The following is a 15,421-nucleotide window of genomic DNA, read 5'->3' on the forward strand; positions in this document are numbered from 1 at the left end:
CGCCGTTCGCGAAGAGCCTGTCAAAACCCGATGATTTCCCGATCGAACGAGGTAAAGAAGAACGGCCCGTTACCGCTGTTCAGGGCCGGTGCGACGGTGCAGCCTTACCGGTTTTCGTTCGCCTTGTCCTCACGATCCTGTTCGTCGTACATGCGCCGCGTTGCCGCTTCGGTATGCGATTTCTCCCGCGCGGAACCGCGGTTGTTCAGGATCGCCCAGATGATCACCGCGGCAAGCAGGATCGGCCCGACGACCGTCAAGACACCCCAAAGGCTTCCAAGGTCCATTATCACTCTCCCGGCCTGTTCGCCTGCATCAACACGCGGCCATCGCCTTTCGATCCGATTGGCAGCGGGACGCGCAGGCCCCATATCGTCGGAATGGCGCTAGGAAGCTGGATCGAACCCCATCCCGAAGGAATTTACGTCCCCGCCGCAGATGCGTGGATCGACCCGTCCGCCCCGAAGGCGCGCGCGCTGGTTACGCACGGCCATGCCGACCATGCGCGCGGCGGCCACGGCCGGGTGTGGGCAACACCCGAAACGCTGGCGATCATGGGCGCGCGCTATGGCCCGCAGGCGGGCGAACCGGTCGCCTATGGCGAGACGATGCGGTTGGGCGAGGTCGATATCAGCTTCGTTCCGGCAGGCCATGTGCTGGGATCGGCGCAGATCGTGCTGGATCATCGCGGCGAACGCATAGTCGTCTCGGGCGACTATAAGCGGCGGCCCGACCCCACCTGCGCGCGCTTCGAACCGGTGACATGCGATATCTTCATCACTGAGGCGACGTTCGGCCTGCCAGTGTTTCGCCATCCCGAAACGCACGATGAACTGACCAAGCTGCTCGATGCGCTTCACGCGAACCCGAATCGCTGCGTGCTGGTCGGCGCCTATGCGCTTGGCAAGGCGCAGCGCGTGATCCGCGAACTTCGCGACCTTGGCCATACCGACCCGATCTATATTCACGGCGCGCTGCAACGTTTGTGCGACCTTTATATCGAACACGGTGTCGATCTCGGGGAACTGCGCCCCGCGACCGACAGCGATAAGGGGGAGATGAAGGGGCGCGTGGTGCTGTGCCCGCCCGGCGCGCTGAACGACCGCTGGTCGCGCCGCCTGCCCGATCCGATCACCGCGATGGCGTCAGGGTGGATGCGGGTGCGCCAGCGCGCGCGGCAGCGCAATGTCGAACTGCCGATCATCCTGTCCGATCATGCCGACTGGGACGAACTGACCCAGACCATCCGCGAAATCGCGCCGAAAGAAGTCTGGGTGACCCATGGCCGGGAGGATGCGCTGGTCCATTGGTGTTCCCTGCACCAGATAAAGGCGCGCGCACTCGCCCTGGTCGGCTTCGAGGACGAGGACGACTGACCCGCTCGCCGGCGGTCGCGCGGCGGTTCCCCGTCAGGGAGCGAGGTCGGGGCCTAGCGCGTCCTTCAGCTCATCCAGCCAGGGTTCGTAGTTGCGCCACACGCCGACTCCCGACCGGTTGATCGGGCGGCGGACCTGTTCGGAACTGGCCGTGCGCACCGCGCGATCGGTCTTGTGGAATTGCAGACACGCCGGTTCGAACGGGAGGCCGAGATGGTCAAGCATCCGGCGCACCTGCCCTTCCAGATCGTCGATCACATCCTCATGGCGAACGCGCAACACCTTGCCCGGCAGAACCGCGTCCCAATGGGCCATCAGGTCGACATAATCGCGATAATAGCGGCCGATCTGGTGCAGGCCGTAGGTAAATTCCTGCCCCTCGGCGAAGAGTTGCTTGAAGCCCGAAAAACAGCAGTCCATGGGATCGCGCCGTGCGTCGATGATCTTCGCATTGGGCAGGATCAGGTGGATAAGCCCGATATGCCGGAAATTGTTCGGCATCTTGTCGATGAAAAACGGCGCGCCCTGCCGGTGAACGCGCGTGTTTTCGATAAAGTCACGCCCCATCGCGGCGAATTGTTCGCGCGTCAGTTCGGACAGGTTCGCGGGGTATGCCCCTTCGCCTGCCTTGCGCGCGCGGCCGCGAAGCCGGTGCGCGAGCGAAAGGATGTTGGGTAGTTCCAGCGTGCCGTCGACCTGGCTGTGCGACGCCAGAATCTGCTCGATCAGCGTCGACCCCGCGCGCGGTAGGCCAAGCACGAAGATGGGGTCGGGCGCGGGATCGCCGCTCCCAGCCTTCGCCTCGAACAGCTCGCGCGTGCAATGCTCGCGTTGCAGCGCAAGCTCAGCCGTCATCTGATCCGCATCGTAGCGCGACTGCTGCCGTTTGAGCGCATTGCCCTGGTCGTAGAAGCGAAAGGATTCTTCATATTCCTTCCGGTCCTCATGCGCCTTGCCCAGCGCGAAGCTGATATTAACCCGGTCCATAAAGGCCAGGTCGCCGCGCCCAGCCTGTTCGTGCATCCGGGCGATTTCACTGTCGGTAAAGCGATAGGTTTTGAGGTTGGCGAGCGAATACCAGGCATCGCCATGATCGGGCCGCGCCGCCGTCGCCGCGCGATAAGCGCCGACCGCACCTTCGGCATCGCCGCGCGTTTTCAGCGCATGGCCCTTCGACGTCAGCGTCGCGACATCGCCCGGCAGTTTTTCAAGGACCGCGTCGAACAAGGCGAAGGCGCGATTATAATCGCCGGTCTGCATCGCCTCGATCGCAAGTTGCGACTGGAACAGGGGGTTTTCGGGCTCACGATCATATAGCGCCTCTGCCTGCTCCAGCGCCTGCGCGAATTTCTGGCGCTTTCTGAGCACCTGAATCCAGTCGAAGCGAAGCTGGATATTGTCGGGATCAAGCGCGACCGCGCTTTCGAGCAGGAAATCGGCGTCGTCCAATATGCCCATCCGGCTGCCGATATCGGCAAGCAGGCGCATCCCCTCGACATGACGGGGGTTGGCCTGAAGGAAGCGACGGCACAGCGCCTCGGCCTTCAACAGCCGTCCTTCATGGATCATGTTGGTCACCGCGACGAGTTCGCGCGGCATCGCGGCCAACCGGTCGGCCTGCGCCTTTGCCGTCGCCGCCTCGCCCTGACGGCCGCGCGCCGCGAGCAATTCGGCCCGCCATTTCCAGCTCGCCTCCAATGCGGGATTGAGGCGGCAGGCACGGGCATAGGCAAGGATCGCCGCATCCGCGTCCCCCTTGTCGCGTGCCAGATGTCCCTGCTCCTGATAGGCGCGGCCATATTCGGGTGAGTGCGCAATCAACCGGTCGAGATAGCCGGCGGCCCGTTCCGCCGCCCCGGCATAGCGCGCGGCGACCGCAGCGACATATAATGCCTCGCGCGTATCACCCCCCTGCCCCAGCACGGTTTCGGTAAGGCGCAATGCCGCTTCGGGGCGGGACCGGGCAAGGTGCTGCCTGGCCAGGATCAACGGGTCGTCAGTGGCGGTATCGGTCATCGGCCCCTTCAAACACGAAAGCGGCGGGAGAGACCAGTGGCCTCCCCCGCCGCGATTTCGTTCGACAGCGAAAAACCGTCGATCGTCAGCGGATCAGAAATCGTAGCGGACACGCGCGCCGATGGTGCGCGGACGCGCCACGGTGATGCGCGGGCGATCATAATAGAAATCGCCGCTGATCTGCGCCCGCTTGTCGGTCAGATTGTCGCCATACACTTCGAACATCCAGCCGTCCTTGGCGATGCCCGCGGTCATGCCGACCATCGTGTATCCGTCCAGCTTCAGCTTGTTGATGTCGATGATGTCGGTGTATTTCGATCCCGAATGCGTGACATGCGGCATGACATGCGCGGTCAGATCGCTGGTCAGATCCCATTCGTAGCGAACGCTGAGATTGCCCTGGAAGCTGGGCGCATAGGCAAGGTCGCTGCCCACATGCACATCGTCGGTCGGCGTCAGCACCTTTGTGATCTTGGTGTTCAGGAACGAGAATGCCCCCGACAGGGTCAGCCCCGGAACGCTGTACGGCGCGAAGCTGACTTCACCCTCGACGCCTTCGATCCGCGCATCCGCCGCATTGTCCGAAAAGAACAGATTGGTGATGCTGGGATCGAAAATCGTCGTCTGCAGGTTCGAAATATCGACATAGAACGCGCTGGCGTTGAAGACGAGCTGATTGTCGAACAGCTTGCTCTTCATGCCGAATTCGTAGTTCTTGACCTCATCGGTATCGAGTTCGAACGGCACGGTGAACCCGTTGGGCCCAAGCGCGCCGCCGGGACGGTTGAGCAGGCCGGGACGGAACCCTTCCGAATAGGTGCCGTAGAACAACAGGTCCCGCGTCGGCGTATAGGTTAGCGTCGCCTTGACGATCGCACCCTTGGTCTTTGCCTTGTCCGGCGCGCGCACCGCATTGTAGATCTGTTGCGCGGTGGTCGCATAACCCGCCGCATCGCCGCCATTTGCCGCGGCGAGCTGATCGGCGATGCTGTCGAGCGAATCGTCGCGGTTGAAGGTGATCATCGCGTCGGTGTTGCACGTATTGATATACGTATATTCGCCGTCACCATCGTAAAGGTCGCTGATATTGGTGCCATAGGCATTGATATCCTGACCCGCCGCCAGATTGCAGAACGAACCGCTCGCGCCGCCTCCCAGATCGACCGACACGTCGTAATAGCGCATGCCGAAGGTCGCGGTCAGCTTGTCCGGGATCAGGTCGAAACTTGCTTCGCCATACAGCCCGAACTGCTCGTCCGTGCGCTTGGTGTCGTTGCGGAAAATGGTGCCCTGATCGAATGCCGCCGGATCGGAATAATAGCCCGAAGTGAAGGCGCTGTTCGCCGGGAAGCCGGTCGAACCGTCATAGCTCGTGATATATTGCGAGCCGAGATAGTTATAATCGTTACGCTCCTTCAGCGTGGTCTTGCCGTAAAACACGCCCGCCGTGATGCGGAAACGCTTTTCCTCCGGCGTATTCACGCGGAATTCCTGCGTGATCTTTTCCATCTTGGAATGCGAGGTGACGTTCGCATAGGGTGCCTGGCAGGTGCCCGAGGGAGCCGCGTCGCCCGGATAGCTGACCGACGTGTCGCAGATATAATAGGGCAGATACTGGCCGGCGAACAGATAGTCGGTGTAATCGACGCGCTGGTCGGTCTCGCGGTCGGTATAGGCGCCGGTATAGATCAGGTCGAGCTGGCCTGCGCGCCCGTTCACCGTCCAGGCGGTGTTGGAGAAATCATCCTCCAGATTGTCCGGCTGATAGCGCTGGATTTCCAGGTCATCGAGTTCGGGATCTTCGAAGAAGACGCCGTCGGTGTCGAGACCCTGGCGCATATGCGCGACCTTGATCGACCAGTCGGCGTTGATTTCCCACAACGCGGTGACGCGAAAGCCGCTGTAATCGGTGTCGTTGAAATTGTCTTCGACCAGATTGTTGTTGTTCGCGTCGATGAAGTTCACGCCGCTCAGGTCAGCGCCCGACTGGAAACCGGCGCGCGTCGCGCTGACCGGGACGCCGTTGTAGCGGACCGTGCCTTCGGGGCGGAAGCGAGCACTTTGCGACGCGTTGCGCGTTCCCGCGACATTGTCGATATATCCGCCCTGATGATCGACGAACACGACGCCGCGAACCGCGATGTTGTCGGTCACCGGCACGTTCAGCACCGCCTCGACCTTGTCGCTCATGTCGCCGCTCTTGGTGAAGCCGACGCCCGCTTTCACATTGCCCTCGAACCGGCCAAGCACCGGTTCGTTGGTGATCAGACGGACCACACCCGCCTGCGAACTGGCACCGAACAGCGTGCCCTGGGGCCCGGACAGCACCTCGATACGCGACAGATCGGCGGCATAGACGTCAAGGTTGCGGCCCGGCTGCGACAGCGGCTGTTCGTCGAGATAGATCGACACGTTCGGCGCAAGACCGGCGACGCCCGCCGTGGTCAGGTTCGGCGTCGTGGAGGCAAGACCGCGAATATAGATCGTGTTCTGCCCCGGCCCGCCGCCCCCGGCGGTGACATTGGGCAGTTCGGTAAGATAGTCCTGAAAATTGCTGACGCCGAGCTGGTCCAGCTTTTCGCCGCCCAGCGCCTGAACCGCGATCGGAACATCCTGAAGGTTTTCCGAACGCCGGGTCGCGGTGACCACGATATCCTGCACGCCGCCCGTACGCTGCTGCGCACTCGCCTGCGCATTCTGGGTGCCGGTGGTCTGGTCGGTGGTCGTCTGCGCCATGGCGGGCGCGGCGAAACACGTCACGAGCGCGGTCATCGACGCGCCGGTCAGAAACTTGGTCATGATCTTCCCCTTTTGGGCTTGTTCTTGGCCTTCGCGGCAGCACAGGCGGCCGATGCGAAGTCTGCGGATAGTTCCCCCGCGTGACTGCAAAGACGAACGCCAGCTATCCAAAGATTTCGCGGGAGAGGGGCGCAGTTAGCAAAGAGCGTCCGTCAGTGATACCGTTGCGTGACAAAACTGCCAAACTGGCTGAACGTTAGTGACATTTATGCCACAAGACTGGGCGGCGCCATTTTTCGGCAAGGCCGGCCAGTAAAAGCCTGACCTTATGCCAATACCCCGACAAGGGCGTATCGATTAGCCTGATTTTCGATGCGAATACGATTCGTGAAATGGATTATTTCGCTAGTCGGCGCACCCCGGCCTCACGCACCGCCGCAAGCGTGGGATAGCCGTTCACCGCCATCAGCAGGTCAGCCTCCGCCAGAATGCAGTTGAGGACATGCGCCGCGCCTTCTGCCCCGCCAAGCGCAAGACCATAGGTGAAGGGCCGCCCCACCCCTACCGCACACGCACCCATTGCCAACGCCTTTATCGCGTCGCTGCCGGTTCGCACGCCCGAATCGAACAGAACCGGCACCTCGCCCGCCGCCTTCACCACGTCACCCAGCATATCGATCGCCGCGATGCCGCCATTCGCCTGCCGCCCGCCATGGTTGGAGCAATAGATCGCATCCGCGCCGCTATCGATCGCGCGCGCCGCATCGTCGGGATGGCAGATGCCCTTCAGCACGACCGGCAGCTTCGTGATCGATTTGAGCCACGCCATGTCGTCCCATGTCAGCACCTGCCCAAAGGTTGTCGCCCAGGTGAGAATTGCCGCCTGCGGGTCCTCCTCCGGGGGCTTTGCGAGCAGCGAGCGGAAAACGGGATCGGTGAAATAGTTGCTCAGGACAGCGCCTCTGAGCTGCGGGAAGTTTCCGGCGTCGAGGTCGCGCGGACGCCAGCCGGTGACCCAGGTGTCTAACGTGACGACCAGTGCGCGGTATCCGGCCTTTTCAGCCCTGTGGACCAGACTTTCGGCGAGTTCGCGGTTCTTGGGAGTATAGAGCTGGAACCAGCCCGGCATATCGCCCAGCGCCTCAGCAACCTTCTCCATTGGGTCATTGCCCAGCGTCGAAACGCACATCGGCACGCCGGTTGCCGCGGAAGCGCGGGCGGCGGCAATATCGCCATGCCCGTCCTGTGTGCAGATGCCGGTGACGCCGATCGGACTCATGAACAGCGGCGAATGATATCGGCACCCGAACAGTTCGACCGACAGATCGCGCGCCGAACAATCGACCATCATGCGCGGCACCATGCCCCAATGCGCGAAGGCGGCGACATTGGCGTCCTGCGTGCCTTCATCGCCGCATCCGCCCTGAACATAGTTGTGCACCTGCGGCGACCATGCCGCTTCCGCGCGGCGTTCCAGCGTTTTGGCGTCGACCGGAATATCGGGCAACCTGCCCTGCAACCCCGCCATGTAAATCCGGTTCTGATAATCGCCGAAATGGCCCATGGTTCGCATCCTCTCACTTGCCGGTTTTGCCGGGCAGGATGCACCTTCCCGCCTCAGCGCGGAAGGGATGTCTGGGGGGCGAGCGATGCGACAGCGATAGCGGGGAGTATCGAACAGGCTTTCGGGTGATGGCTGCACACTCTCGGCCGGTCCACCGCCCTGCCCCTGAGATTAAAAGCCGAAATTCAAGTCAATCAGCAAACGGTTGGACGGCGCATTCAGAATGTCGACCTGCTCGACTTTTCCACTGACCGTGGATTCTTTCGACAGCCTGAACCCGAGCGGCTTGCCCGCTGCGTCCTCATACTCCCCGGAAAGCGGCTTAAGCCGGTATCTATCGGGATTTACGGCGGTAGCGCAGACCACGATCTCCCCTGTCCCGGCGGCTGAAGGGCACTCGCCGGGGCAGGTGGCATCATAACGGTGGGAGCTTCCTCCCGTTGTCGAACGCCAACCATATCCGCCGCTTGCAGCAAAAGGAAAACCATCGCGCCCCCTCCCTGACGGGAGCAGCTTAGCCATTCTCCTTCCGCCTGCAAGCAAGCGGAGTCCGGTTCAGCCCTTGGCTTGCACGGCCTTGGGCTTGCCGCGCCCCCGGCCGCCGCGATTGCGATTACCGCCGGGCTTGCGTGCGGCGCCCGCGGGCTTGGCGTCGTGGGTCTTGCGCGGGCGGCGCGGACCTTGCGCCTGGCGCGGACCGCGACGTTCCTCGCGCTCGGGGGGCACCGGGCCCTTGCGCGTCGATTTGATGCGCTCCTGCTCTTCGACGAAATTGGCGGGCAGCGGCACCACGTCGATTTTCTGGCGCGTCAGCTTTTCGATACCGCGCAGATAGGGACGCTCTTCCTCATCACAAAAGGCGAAGGCGATGCCGTCATTGCCGGCGCGCGCGGTGCGGCCGATGCGGTGGACATATTGCTCCGCCACGTTCGGCAAATCGAAATTGATGACATGGCTGACGCCCGACACGTCGATACCGCGCGCGGCAATGTCGGTGGCAACGAGCAGCTTGACCGATCCCGAACGGAACTGGCTCAGCGCCTTTTCGCGTTGCGGCTGGCTCTTGTTGCCGTGGATCGCGTTCGCCGCGATGCCGTTGGCGGCCAGCAGCTTCACGATGCGGTCGGCGCCATGTTTGGTGCGGCTGAAAATCAGCGCGCGATCGACCTCGTTATTTTCGAGGAACAGCGTGAGCAGCGCCTGCTTTTCCTTCTGATTGACGAAGGTGACATATTGTTCGACGCGCTCGGCGGTTGAAGATACCGGCGCGACCTTCACCTCGATCGGATCGGTCAGGAAGCTGCCGGCGAGTTCGCGGATCGTTTTCGGCATGGTAGCCGAGAAGAACAGGCTCTGCCGATCGACGGGAAGCATCTTCACGATGCGCTTCAGCGAATGGATGAAGCCGAGGTCGAGCATCTGGTCGGCCTCGTCAAGGACGAGGATTTCGAGGTCGGCAAGGCTCATGCACTTCTGATCGATCAGGTCGAGCAAGCGGCCCGGCGTGGCGACGAGGATGTCGACTCCCGCCGCGGTGTCGCGGCGGTTGCGGTTGATCGGCACGCCGCCGAACACGGTCGCGATCCGCATTTTGGTGAAGCGGCCATATTCCTTCGCGCTTTCGGCGATCTGGCTGGCGAGTTCGCGCGTCGGCGCAAGCACCAGCATGCGACAGCGCATCGGCTTTACGCGGTTGTTCGCGGACGTCAGACGCTGGATCGAGGGCAGCATAAAGGCAGCCGTCTTGCCGGTGCCGGTCTGCGCAATACCGAGAAGGTCGTTGCCTTCGAGCAATGCGGGGATCGACTGCGCCTGGATCGGCGTCGGCGTCTCATAGCCTTTCTGGGCGAGCGCATCGACAAGCGACCGATTGAGGCCGAGTTTGGAAAAAGACATAAAATTCCTTGGGCAAAATGCCATGCCCGGCGCATTTCGGGCGCAGGACGGGCGGGGTAAAAAGGCACCCCCGCGTGATATGGGAAGCTGGTTCGATAACCGACGCGGAGCCGTGGCACGCCTTTTTCGGTGCGGGCCAGATCACGCTGCATGACGCGTCGCTGGCCGGACAAATGGCGCTGCACTGCACAAAAGTCAATTGCTTTAATGTCGGGCGCGCCATCTGGTGCCGTTGCAGGCGGATCAGTCGATCGTGCCAGAGTGCACCGTGTAGCGCGTGGCGTCGGTCGGCAACCCGTCGAACAGCGCCGGTTCGGTGCCGGTCATCCACACCTGCCCGCGCCCGGCGAGCCGCCCGAACAATGCCTCGCGCCGCATTGGGTCAAGATGCGCGGCGATTTCGTCGAGCAGCAGGATCGGCGCCCTGCCGACGCGTTCGGCGACCAGTTCGGCATGGGCAAGGACGATGCCGAGCAGCAGCGCCTTTTGCTCCCCGGTCGAACAAAGCGCCGCGGGCTGATTCTTGCCGACATGGGTGACGGCCAGATCGCTGCGATGCGGCCCCGACAGTGTGCGTCCGGCAGCGGCGTCGCGGCGACGGCTTTCGGCGAGCACGCTTGCAAAGTCGTCTTCGCCCCCGCCATCCAGCGCAAGCGCAGCGCGGGCAAAGGGGCCGTCGGGTTCGGCGACAAGGCGGTCGCCCAGCAGCCGCACCGTTTCGGCACGCGCCCGGGTGATCGCGCGCCCGTGCTCCGCCATCTGCGCCTCCAGCGCGGCCAGCCAGTCGGTGTCGAGGGAGCGCGTGCCCTTCTCTGCTTCGCCCAGCAACCGGTTTCGCGCGCGCATCGCGGCTTCGTACCGGCTGGCGTGCCGGGCATGCGCCGGGACGATCGCCATGGTCAGCCGGTCGAGAAAGCGCCGCCGCTCCCCCGCGGCTTCGACGAAGATGCGGTCCATCGCCGGGGTGAGCCACAATATCGTCAGCCAGTCGGCAAGCCCCGTTGCGGGCGCACCCGCGCCATTGATCCGCACCAGCCGCCGTTCGGGCGATCCGGCGCGTGTGCCGGTGCCGATATCGACATCTCCAGCAATTCGCGCCGCGACGCCGAAACCACCGCCGCCGCCATGTCGCGCCATGTCGCTCGACGCCGCGCGGCGAAGCCCCCTGCCCGGGGCGAGCAGCGACACCGCCTCCAGCACATTGGTCTTGCCCGCGCCATTCTCTCCGGTAAGCACGACGAAACCCGCGCCGGGTGAAAGCACCGCATCGGCGTGATTGCGAAAATCGGTCAGACTGAGGCGGGTAATTGCCATTTGCTGTCCCTAACGCGTAAGACGGAGCCTGCAATGCGAACAAAGCTCATCATCGCCGCTCTGGCAGCCGCCAGCCTTTCGACCGCCGCCTGTTCGTCCAAGACGCCGCAGGAGAAACAGGCCGATCAGCTGATCGACGCCGCCGATGCCAAGGCCGATTCGATCGAAGCCGCCGCCGACAACAAGGCGAGCGAAATGGAGGCGCAGGCCGAACAGCTTGAAAATCAGGCGGGTCAGGCGGGCACGTTCGAGGGCAAGCGGCTGCAGGTGCGCGCCGACGCGCTGAAGACCGAAGCCAAACTCGTCCGCCGCGAAGGCCAGGCAAAGGGCCGCGCCGTCCGCGATGAAGGCAAGGCGAAGGCGAGCGCGCTGCTGGCGCAGTGATTCCAAACTGCTATACCGTAAACCGGTTGCGATAACGTCATCGCGAGCCGGCGAAGCGATGCGGCAAACCAGCTATGGGCGGCAGGGCGATGTCGCGGACAGCGAAACGATCGGAAAAGAGCCGCGGTTCTGACGTAGACGCCGCCGGGATGCTCTGGTGTCACACAGCGCGCGATGGCGACTATGCCGCGCACTTATGCCATGCATGGCGTGTGCTTGTATGACGGGCGATGCCATGCCGCTTGCGGCATCGACATCGCCCGTCATGCACCACGCCCCGCGATCAGAGCCGGGCGCGAATGCCCAGAAAGAATGTCCGTCCTGAATATTCATAAAAGGCCGGCACATTGCGATAGGTGTTGAACCGTTGCGTTGCCGAACCGAGCAGGTTCGATCCCTGCACATAATATTGAATATGTTCGGTCACGTCATAGGCGAAGCTTGCCGACATCTCGTTATAGGCATCCTCCTTGATCGGAAGATAGTCGATCAGACCGGCCTGCGCCTGGGTGAAGCTTGATGCGTAGTTATACGAAATCTGGGCATGAACGCCGTTGTTTTCGTAAAAAACCTTCAGATTAGCCGAGAACGGGATAGCGCCGGGCAATTGCGTGGTCACATCGTCGCTTTTGGCGCGCGAGTAATTGTAGGTGGCGTTCGCCTGAATACCGAAACCGTTGTCGAGGAAATACTGCGCCCCCGCCTCGATACCGTACACATTCGCGGAATCGCCGTTCAGCACCGAAACCCGGGTGAAATCGAAACTCTGCGTTTCGCCGGCAGGCTGATCGGTGGGGGTAATCGTTACGTCGACCGGCCGGGACGTCACGAAATTCTTTATATGCTTGTAGAAGCCGGCAAGCGACAGCGCCAGCTTGTCCGTCCGGTAATATTCCAGCGAGACGTCAAGCTGGTCAGCCGTTGTCGGTTTGAGATTGGGATTGCCCGCGTCATAGATGATGAAGGTGCCTGATTGCGCCGACGATGCGTCGCTGGCGGGCGACAGTTCGGCAAAAGTCGGCCGGGAAATCGCCTTGGATGCCGCCAGCCGCAGGCGCAGGCCGCTGGTCAGGTCATAGGCAAAATTCACCGAAGGCAGGAATTTGGTGTATTTGCCCCCGCCTACGACCGGCACGGATTCGTTGAACTGGACGTTATAATCGGCCTGATTGCCTGCGCGTTTGACGATGCTGCTGATCGTTGTGGAATAGCCGTGCGAGGATACGTCGGTATTGACCACGCGAACGCCCAGATCGCCGCGCCAGTTTTCGCCTTCGAAATTCGCCTGCACATATCCAGCAAAGGTCCGCTCCGAGATGCGGAAGGACAGCGGAAGATCGGGTTGAATGATCTGGTTCGAATACCCCGTCGGGTACGGTTCGCCCGTTTCCGGATTGATGATGTCCGGATTGTTTTCCGCCCGCGAAAGCGCGTTCAGATAGGTATCGATATCGAAGGATGCGAAATTTCGCGGAAAATTGCCGGGCTGTTTCGACAACAGGTCGCTGACGGGGAAATAGCTCACCACATCGGCGCCGATCTGACCGAAGGTAAAGGGATATCCGCAGAAATTGCATTCGGTAGCGAGATTGTCGATCACCGTGTCGCGCTTTTTGCGGTCGGTCCATGATCCGCCGAAAGACACGGATTTCAGTACGCCGGCATATGTATCCAGCGTTCCGTCCAGCCGTGCGCCCTGCGTAATGTCTTTCAGGTTGTCTCCGCCGATCCCGATATAATGCGCCCTGTAATCGTCGTTCCCCGCCGCCGACAGCGGCAGACCGCCCGGAATGGTGATCGACAGGTCGGGCAGATCGCCGTTGCGTGTCGCGAACACGCCGGACGCGCCGGTGACGCCCGCCACGACGAAGCGTTCCTTGCCGCCCGAATCGCGTGTTGCCTTTCCGCGATAGCCGTCGATGGCGATGGTCAGACTGTCGGTGGGATGCCAGTCGATATGGCCGCCGACCTGATAGGTGTCGACGGTACGCGGTTCGTCGGTGGTCAACACTTCCGCGACCAGATCGTTTATGGCGAAATTCGTAACTACGCCATTATCGTCAACCTGTACGCTGGACGGATCCCATTTGATCGGCGAATCGAGATCATTGCGTGGGCTGAGATAGTTCGACTGCCGGTAATTGTGCTCGACGTCCTTGTAATGACTGTAAAGGCCATCGATCGTCACCGTCATCCGGTCCGTCGGCTTCCACTGCAATGCCCCCGACAGGCCAAGGCGCTTTCGTTCACCAAGGACCACGCCGTTGGAATAGAAATCGGGCCAGATATATTGCTTGCCGTCGTCGTCGATCACACCGTTTCCGTTGAAATCGAACTGCTGCCCCTCTTCCGTATCACTGGCGGGCGAATATTCACCCAGATTGTCGGTGCGCAGATTATATTTCGAATAGGTGGCGGATACGAGGATGCCCAGCGTATCGTCGGCAAAGGTGTCGCTCGCCACGCCCGAGGCCTTGAACCCGAAATCCTTGGACAGATCGTTATATTGCTGTTCGATCGAACCCGACATGCGCAGGCCGGGATGGTCGAAGGGCCGTGCGGTGCGAAGATCGATATTGCCGCCGATACTGCCTTCCAGGGCGGAAGCCTGCACGGCCTTCGTCACTTCCGCGCCCGAAATCATCTCAGAGGGCAATACGTCGAAAGCGAAAGCCCGGTCGGTCGAATCGGTCGGCAGGATACGCCCGTTCAGCGTGGTGATCGCGAATTCCTCACCCAGTCCGCGAATAGTGACGTTGCGCCCCTCGCCGCGACCATCGCGGCCAACGGTGACGCCGGGAATATTACCCAGCGCTTCGGCGACATTGCGGTCCGGAAACTTGCCCAGTTCCTCGGCGGAAATGGCATCGACGATGGTCCCTGAATTCCGCTTCGCCTCAATCGAGCGCAACAGGCTGCCGCGCACGCCGCGCACGACGATTTCTTCGGTGGAGGCGTTGGAAGAGGCGGCGGCATCCGTGCTCTGATCCGCGACAGCGGCATCCCGTGGCGTCGCCGATTGTTCCGAAGCGCCCGAATCGCTCGTGTCGGAGGATTGTCCGTCAATGGTCTGCCCGAAAGCGGGCGACGCCATCATCAGTGCGGCACTGCTTGCGCTTGCCAGAACACCGATGCGCTTCAACGAAACCAGATTCATGTCCCTGTCCCCTTATATCAGATTGCCGCCGGTCTGTTCGTTTCTTTCGTTTTACAACCTTATGACAAAATATTGCTATCGCCGGTGCATCACGCCTGTCAAATCGAAATTTATCGAAACTTCTGTCGCCGATTGATTGCGGTTGGTCGGGTTGGTAGGAAGCGTAAAATAATTGAAGGATTCAAAAGCGTGCGGGCCACTCGCGACACGAGCGAAAGACGCCAACAAATCAGTGCGATGGTGCGCGAGCGTGGCAGCGTGCAGGTCGCACCGCTGGCCAAGAAGTTCGGCGTTTCAATGCAGACGATCCGCAAGGACCTGCATTTTTTGAGCGAGCGCGGGGTCACCGAACGCGCATATGGCGGCGCGATACTGGCCGATGCCATCAATGTCACCACCGAACCGGGCCTGGATGCCAAGCGCGCCATTCATACCGACGAGAAAGTGCGCATCGGCGCCGCCGCCGCCGCGATGGTGTCGCCGGGCGATTCGATCGTGCTCGATTCGGGAACCACGACGCTGCAAATCGCGCATCACCTCGCTGATGACGAAGACATCACCGTCCTCACCAATGATTTCGAAATTCTGTCGGCGCTGACCCGGAAGAACAGCATCAATGTCGTCATGCTCGGCGGCGCGCTGCGTCGGCGCAACATGGCCTTTTACGGCGTCCAGACGATGAGCGCGCTGAGCGAACTGCATGTCGACAAGCTTTTTCTTGGCGTGGACGGTTTCGACGTCGAACGGGGCATCACCACGCATCACGAACCGGAGGCCATGCTGAACCGCGCCATGGTTCACGCCGCGAGCCAGGTGATCGCGGTGACGGATCAATCAAAATTCGGCCGTGTCTGCCTGCACCGCATCATCAATATCGGCGATATCGACGAACTGGTCACGCATGACCCGGTGCCGGAGGACATACGCGCGGCGGGTGAGCGATTCGATTTCCGCATCCGCCTCGCCTGACCACGC

The 15,421-nt window shown here is 61.9% G+C and carries 11 protein-coding genes; 3 read left to right on the top strand and 8 right to left on the bottom strand.

Annotation, left to right across the window (positions count from 1 at the left end; genetic code table 11):
* Positions 1 to 104: 104 nt before the first annotated feature.
* Positions 105 to 287 carry a hypothetical protein gene (locus KY084_RS07175; protein WP_219237776.1) on the bottom strand — a complete coding sequence of 61 codons (183 nt, stop codon included), beginning with the start codon at positions 285 to 287 and terminating at the stop codon, positions 105 to 107.
* Positions 288 to 380: 93 nt separating this feature from the next.
* Here KY084_RS07175 and KY084_RS07180 point away from each other — a divergent pair, with 93 nt between their 5' ends.
* Positions 381 to 1,376: a ligase-associated DNA damage response exonuclease gene (locus KY084_RS07180; protein WP_219237777.1), complete on the top strand. Its 996-nt coding sequence runs from the start codon at positions 381 to 383 to the stop codon at positions 1,374 to 1,376.
* Positions 1,377 to 1,409: 33 nt separating this feature from the next.
* On the opposite strand, the gene KY084_RS07185 is transcribed toward KY084_RS07180, so the two are convergent.
* The 6 genes from KY084_RS07185 to recF form a co-directional block, all read right to left on the bottom strand.
* The gene (locus KY084_RS07185) at positions 1,410 to 3,392 is read right to left on the bottom strand and encodes a tetratricopeptide repeat-containing sulfotransferase family protein (RefSeq protein WP_219237778.1); all 1,983 of its coding nucleotides are present in this window, start codon (positions 3,390 to 3,392) and stop codon (positions 1,410 to 1,412) included.
* Positions 3,393 to 3,485: 93 nt separating this feature from the next.
* The gene (locus tag KY084_RS07190; RefSeq protein WP_219237779.1) at positions 3,486 to 6,191 is read right to left on the bottom strand and encodes a TonB-dependent receptor; all 2,706 of its coding nucleotides are present in this window, start codon (positions 6,189 to 6,191) and stop codon (positions 3,486 to 3,488) included.
* A gap of 337 nt (positions 6,192 to 6,528) precedes the next feature.
* A complete protein-coding gene (locus tag KY084_RS07195; protein WP_246586967.1) occupies positions 6,529 to 7,704 on the bottom strand; it encodes an alpha-hydroxy-acid oxidizing protein in 1,176 nt (391 codons plus the stop codon).
* Positions 7,705 to 7,866: 162 nt separating this feature from the next.
* Complete coding sequence (locus tag KY084_RS07200; RefSeq protein WP_219237780.1) at positions 7,867 to 8,217, bottom strand: hypothetical protein; 351 nt, start codon at positions 8,215 to 8,217, stop codon at positions 7,867 to 7,869.
* Positions 8,218 to 8,250: 33 nt separating this feature from the next.
* Entirely contained in the window at positions 8,251 to 9,591 is a 1,341-nt protein-coding gene (locus tag KY084_RS07205) for a DEAD/DEAH box helicase (RefSeq protein ID WP_219237781.1), read from the bottom strand.
* A 243-nt stretch (positions 9,592 to 9,834) separates the two neighbouring features.
* Positions 9,835 to 10,905 (bottom strand): DNA replication/repair protein RecF, encoded by a 1,071-nt coding sequence (recF, locus tag KY084_RS07210; protein WP_219237782.1) that lies wholly within the window; start codon positions 10,903 to 10,905, stop codon positions 9,835 to 9,837.
* 33 nt (positions 10,906 to 10,938) lie between these two features.
* Here recF and KY084_RS07215 point away from each other — a divergent pair, with 33 nt between their 5' ends.
* A complete protein-coding gene (locus KY084_RS07215) occupies positions 10,939 to 11,289 on the top strand; it encodes a hypothetical protein (protein ID WP_219237783.1) in 351 nt (116 codons plus the stop codon).
* Positions 11,290 to 11,572: 283 nt separating this feature from the next.
* Here KY084_RS07215 and KY084_RS07220 read toward each other — a convergent pair whose 3' ends face one another.
* Positions 11,573 to 14,446 carry a TonB-dependent receptor gene (locus tag KY084_RS07220; RefSeq protein ID WP_219237784.1) on the bottom strand — a complete coding sequence of 958 codons (2,874 nt, stop codon included), beginning with the start codon at positions 14,444 to 14,446 and terminating at the stop codon, positions 11,573 to 11,575.
* A gap of 189 nt (positions 14,447 to 14,635) precedes the next feature.
* Here KY084_RS07220 and agaR point away from each other — a divergent pair, with 189 nt between their 5' ends.
* The gene (agaR, locus tag KY084_RS07225) at positions 14,636 to 15,415 is read left to right on the top strand and encodes a transcriptional repressor AgaR (protein WP_219237785.1); all 780 of its coding nucleotides are present in this window, start codon (positions 14,636 to 14,638) and stop codon (positions 15,413 to 15,415) included.
* Positions 15,416 to 15,421: the final 6 nt, after the last annotated feature.

Origin of the sequence: Stakelama flava (genome assembly GCF_019351405.1) — a bacterium.
GTDB lineage: Bacteria > Pseudomonadota > Alphaproteobacteria > Sphingomonadales > Sphingomonadaceae > Sphingomonas > Sphingomonas flava_A.